The organism is Gilliamella sp. Imp1-1, from assembly GCF_001690415.1.
Lineage (GTDB): Bacteria > Pseudomonadota > Gammaproteobacteria > Enterobacterales > Orbaceae > Gilliamella > Gilliamella bombi.
Genome location: NZ_LZHK01000091.1, coordinates 1 through 4796, shown reverse-complemented (window position 1 = coordinate 4796; position 4796 = coordinate 1). Strand labels below are relative to the sequence as shown.

The following is a 4796-nucleotide window of genomic DNA, read 5'->3' as shown; positions in this document are numbered from 1 at the left end:
GCCAAGGAATACCGGTTCTCATTCGGAAAAGGATCCCTTCAAACGTCATCCGATGCTCGGATTTATTATAAACTCGGCCGGTATTTTTCATTATTTGTAGTAGCTTTTCCCACCGTTTATCTGTTAGCATTGTTCTTGGCATGATGAATCGAGTTATGGTTGTTTTTGGCTGAATTATTATAACTCACATCATGCCGTCTAAAAAATAATCATGAAAGATCAACACGCCCTAACAACTGCAAATTTACCAAATATGGTTAAAGTAGTTGGTATGCCAGATCTTCATCCAGGAAAAGGCTATCCTATTGGGGCGGCTTATTTAAGTCGTGAAATCATTTACCCTGCTTTAATTGGCAGTGATATTGGTTGTGGTATGGGATTTTGGCAAACAGAAATTAATATTGCCAAACTAAGCGTAGATAAACTAGAACGGCAAATCGGCAATATTGATCAACCAGATATACGGCACAAATATAATCTTGGCACAATTGGCGGTGGTAACCATTTTGCTGAATTACAAAAGGTTAGTAAGATTTTTGATGAACAGTTATTTAATCATTATCAACTTAATGCTAAAAAATTATTTTTATTAGTACATAGTGGTTCAAGAGGATTAGGACATCAAATTTTACAAAATCAAATATCATGCTTTGGTTATCAAGGTTTGCCTGAAAATAGTCCAGAAGCATTAAACTATCTAACTAAACACGACAACGCCGTGGCGTTTGCAACATTAAATCGCCAAACTGTTGCTGAAAGATTAATGAAAAATCTGAATACACAAGGGACAGAAGTGTTAAATGTGTGCCATAACTTTCTGGAAAAAGTAACGTTTTCGAAACAAAACTATTGGTTACATCGTAAAGGAGCCTCTTCAGCTACGGATGAACTAGTGATTGTGCCAGGATCGCGAGGGGATTATAGCTATTTAGTCAAACCAATAAAGAGTGAAGACCTACTTATGTCATTAGCTCATGGCGCAGGGCGTAAATGGCGACGAACCGATTGTAAAGGTAAGTTAGATAATCGTTATTCAATGCAAGAGTTAAAAAGAACTAAATTAGGTACTCGCATAATTTGTGAAGATAGTCGCTTAATTTATGAAGAAGCCCCACAAGCATATAAATCAATCGATAGTGTGATTGAGTCTATGCAACAAGTCAATATTGTTAAAGTCATTGCACAGCTTACGCCAATATTGAACTATAAAACACAAGGAGGTCATTAATGGCATTACTCTTTTTTTCATCTGCCAGAGGACCTGCCGAGTGCACTTTAGCTGTTTCCAAAGCAGTAACAAAATTCTTAGATGAGGCAAGACAATTATCGGTAACAACCGAAATTGTCGAAAACGTATTGGGTGATAACCCCAATACTTTTCGATCAGTCCTTATTTCGGTTGAAGGTTTACAAAGTGAACAATTAATTCAACGTTGGCTTGGAACCATACAATGGATTTGTCAAAGTCCATATCGACCAATGCATAAACGTAAGAATTGGTTTATCGGTACTACTTGCCTAAAAAATCCCTCGCAAATAGTGGATAGTAGCATTGAATTTACGACTATGAAATCATCAGGTGCAGGTGGCCAGCATGTCAATAAAACCGAATCAGCAGTAAGAGCAACACATCTTGCGACGGGGATTAGTGTTAAAGTACAAACAGAACGAAGTCAACATGCCAATAAACGGTTAGCTAAATTATTACTAGCCCATAAACTCGCCGAATACGAAGCAAATACACATCAACAACATAAGGCCACGCGCCAACAATTTCATTACTCGGTGCCAAGAGGTAATAGTAGTTTAGTATTTTACGGTGAAAAATTTAGCGAAAAAAGACACTAACCATGTTACTAATATAAAGTTTTATTATTTATATGAATAATAAAACTTTATTTACAAGCACTATAAATAAAAGGCATTTAAAACATTAATATACACTTCATGTTACATAGTAATAAATAATTAAACATAATTTATATGGAATATTGATACTTTATAAATCCCAAATGTATCAATATTCTATTTTTATCATTATAATTACCTTTCACCCTATATGCTCACTTAATATATTGCATTAATTATTAAAGGAAATAAATCAATAATGTTACTTAATAGCAATCAAAAATTAGGCATATTTTGTCTTACACTGTTTTCGGTTAGTTTCATTATCTTAATGCAAGTGCATTTAATGCCAGCAGTAATTGCAGGCTTATTAACCTATACGTTAACACAAAAATTAGATGATTTTTTATCACAAAAAATGCTACGTTTTAGCCATAGGTCAAAATTAATTTCGGTATTGGTACTTACAACTTTAATTATTGGCATTTTTATTGGTGGCTTTTGGTATTTATTTGCTTGGTTTGTTGATATGGCCAAGCATCCAACCGAAACATTAACAAATTTGAAATTACTGGTCAACAATGTAATCAGCAGTCTACCAACAAGTATTACCCATTATTTACCTGATGATCTAGATGAAGTTAAATCAACTATAATGACTTACCTTAAAGATCATGTGTTTTATCTACAATCTATTATTAAAAAAGTGTTTCATGATTTAATTATATTAATTGTAGGAATGATCATTGGATTAATTCTGGGTTATAAAGAAAATCAACGCAACGCTGATCATAATCAAATTACACAAAGGCCATTGACTAAAGCCTTGAAAACTAGCCTAAACCGATTAGTAGTGGTTTTCCAATATGTAGCTATCTCTCAAGTTGTGATTGCATTATTTAATACCGTAATGACGGCGATTTTACTATTTATTATTCTGCCCGTGTTTGGTATTCATTTGCCATTTAGTAAAAGTTTAGTGCTAGCAACATTTATTTTTGGTCTAATTCCAATTATTGGAAACCTGATTGTCAATACAATAATCTTTTTTGTCGCATTTACCGTATCATTTTCTGTTTCAATAATAATTATTGTTTATTTAATTTTAATCCATAAAATGGAATATGTACTTAATGCTAAAATTGTCGGAACAAAAATCCATGCTGGTATCTGTGAATTACTAATTGCGATGCTATTTTTAGAAACTCTTTTTGGTGTGATTGGTTTAATTTTTGCGCCTATTTTTTATGCGTTTATAAAATTATCACTAAAAGAATTACGAATTATTTAAATCTATTCAAATTAAGATTTGTATAAATTGATAGTTATCTGATTGTTATAAAATAGATTTTCATAGTAAAAAATAAGTTAATTTATTAGCACATAGTCAAAACTTTAAAATCACCAAAATTGTTCAGATAAACCATTAATTTTATTGAAGCTTATGTTTAATGTTTTTAAATAAATCAAACATTTATAGACTGACTATTTTTTATTACACCGATTTTGGATTAAAAAGAGCGCTTTTGTTATTTAATAACCGCTGCTTAATAACAAAAGCGCACATACGTTGTCTGCTTCAGCCCCTCTGCAACTCAAAAATGGAGAGATAAACAGCTAAGGTGTGCGTCGTCCTTGCCACACATGCCAAGGTCGCCACCCGCCATGTGTACTGCTAAGAAACCATTTTTCATCCAAACAAGGGATACTGGTCAAATAAGCAGAACCTACAAAACCCGCATCGGGGATAAAGAATGTGTCTATCATTCCCCACTCTGTGAAAAATCCTACTCCTATTCGTCGTTGATAATGATTACCACTTGATGATGGTGTAGCGCCGACAGAGCCTTTACACCAATCGCCTTCCCATATACCCAAACAGACTGAGTTCGTTAGATCCTTTACTTACGGCACTCAATAGCCTAAGTATCTACACCACGTTTCTGTATTAGATTAGTATTAAGGATAAACGCAAATACCACCATTAGAACTAGGAACCCAATCTGATTTTAGATTTTTAACAGTACCACTGCCCGATTCTACGAAGAAATCGCTATCGCTAGTCCAATAGTTACCACGGCGGGAAAAGCCTGCACTATCGTACATAGTCAAGGTTCCCCATTCCGTTATGAGTCCTGATCCTATATTGCGTAGTACATCATTACGGCGTGACTGTGGTGAAGCGCCGTCTATTCCATTTCTACAAGGAAAATTGTCGTATCTGGGGTTACCTACGCCGCATTTCGCATTGGTCAGATCTTTTACTCTTGGCATACGATAACCTATCGCATTACACCATGCGGTTTGCTCAGATTGGTTACCCATTTTATCACCACGATGGACAAACCACTGCTTCAATATAAAACTATACTTTAATACCTCACCAGATCTATTTCTACCCACTAATTCAAATGTTTGCGGCAAATGTGGCTTACGAACTGGACTTGGATTATTGGAGTTTCTTTGAGCATGATTTGCTGATGGACCTGTTAAAATAACGCGTATAAATGTACTTTTTTTAAAAATAGTTCTTGTACTACAGGAAGGCATAAAACTTTCCAGAGTACTGCAAACCTCATAAAACCAAGACTCATTCCTTGGTATACTTGTCACTGTGGCAGTTGGTATGTCCACACTTTTTAGTACCAAAAAGATAAGGTCATCGATTTCTTTTGTATTCAATCGGCGACTGGTAATTTAATGTTGAATGAAGTCGATTATAATTAAACCAATCCACATAGTGATTAAATTCCAATTTAAGTTGCGCCAGTGAATCAAAAATAGTATTTGACACAAATTCTGTTTTCACTGCTTTGAATGTGCTTTCTGCAATTGCGTTATCATAGGGGCAGCCTTTGCGACTTAAGGACCGTTTAATTCCAAATGCTGTTAAACATTCATCAATCAAATGATTATCAAACTCTTTTCCTCTATCAGAATGAAACAAC

7 protein-coding genes are annotated in these 4796 nt (G+C 34.5%); 3 read left to right on the top strand and 4 right to left on the bottom strand.

Annotated elements, in window-relative coordinates:
- Positions 1 to 142, bottom strand: a 142-nt coding sequence (locus tag A9G38_RS11750; protein WP_141671700.1) for a transposase, incomplete at its 3' end; no start/stop codon positions are given.
- Positions 143 to 211: 69 nt separating this feature from the next.
- Here A9G38_RS11750 and A9G38_RS07810 point away from each other — a divergent pair.
- The 3 genes from A9G38_RS07810 to A9G38_RS07800 all read left to right on the top strand — a co-directional run bounded on the left by A9G38_RS07810 (position 212) and on the right by A9G38_RS07800 (position 3139).
- Positions 212 to 1228, top strand: a complete 1017-nt coding sequence (locus tag A9G38_RS07810) for an RNA ligase RtcB family protein (protein WP_051634367.1) — start codon at positions 212 to 214, stop codon at positions 1226 to 1228.
- Positions 1228 to 1848 carry a peptide chain release factor H gene (gene prfH / locus A9G38_RS07805; RefSeq protein WP_034915590.1) on the top strand — a complete coding sequence of 207 codons (621 nt, stop codon included), beginning with the start codon at positions 1228 to 1230 and terminating at the stop codon, positions 1846 to 1848. The genes A9G38_RS07810 and prfH overlap by 1 nt, the downstream gene beginning before the upstream one ends.
- Positions 1849 to 2107: 259 nt before the next feature.
- Positions 2108 to 3139, top strand: a complete 1032-nt coding sequence (locus A9G38_RS07800; protein ID WP_034915586.1) for an AI-2E family transporter — start codon at positions 2108 to 2110, stop codon at positions 3137 to 3139.
- A 326-nt stretch (positions 3140 to 3465) separates the two neighbouring features.
- On the opposite strand, the gene A9G38_RS07795 is transcribed toward A9G38_RS07800, so the two are convergent.
- The 3 genes from A9G38_RS07795 to A9G38_RS07785 all read right to left on the bottom strand — a co-directional run.
- A complete protein-coding gene (locus tag A9G38_RS07795) occupies positions 3466 to 3726 on the bottom strand; it encodes a hypothetical protein (RefSeq protein ID WP_034915583.1) in 261 nt (86 codons plus the stop codon).
- Between the two features lie 81 nt (positions 3727 to 3807).
- Positions 3808 to 4398 carry a hypothetical protein gene (locus A9G38_RS07790; RefSeq protein WP_065623222.1) on the bottom strand — a complete coding sequence of 197 codons (591 nt, stop codon included), beginning with the start codon at positions 4396 to 4398 and terminating at the stop codon, positions 3808 to 3810.
- Positions 4399 to 4507: 109 nt separating this feature from the next.
- Positions 4508 to 4796: IS3 family transposase (locus A9G38_RS07785; protein WP_176713247.1), on the bottom strand; the 289-nt coding region annotated here is incomplete at its 5' end.

What these genes read in the sequence shown, in the direction of transcription:
- A9G38_RS07810 (WP_051634367.1), top strand. Translation starts at nt 212, where the DNA reads ATGAAAGATCAACACGCCCTAACAACTGCAAATTTACCAAATATGGTT.
- prfH (WP_034915590.1), top strand. Translation starts at nt 1,228, where the DNA reads ATGGCATTACTCTTTTTTTCATCTGCCAGAGGACCTGCCGAGTGCACT.
- A9G38_RS07800 (WP_034915586.1), top strand. Translation starts at nt 2,108, where the DNA reads ATGTTACTTAATAGCAATCAAAAATTAGGCATATTTTGTCTTACACTG.
- A9G38_RS07790 (WP_065623222.1), bottom strand. Translation starts at nt 4,398, where the DNA reads ATGCCTTCCTGTAGTACAAGAACTATTTTTAAAAAAAGTACATTTATA.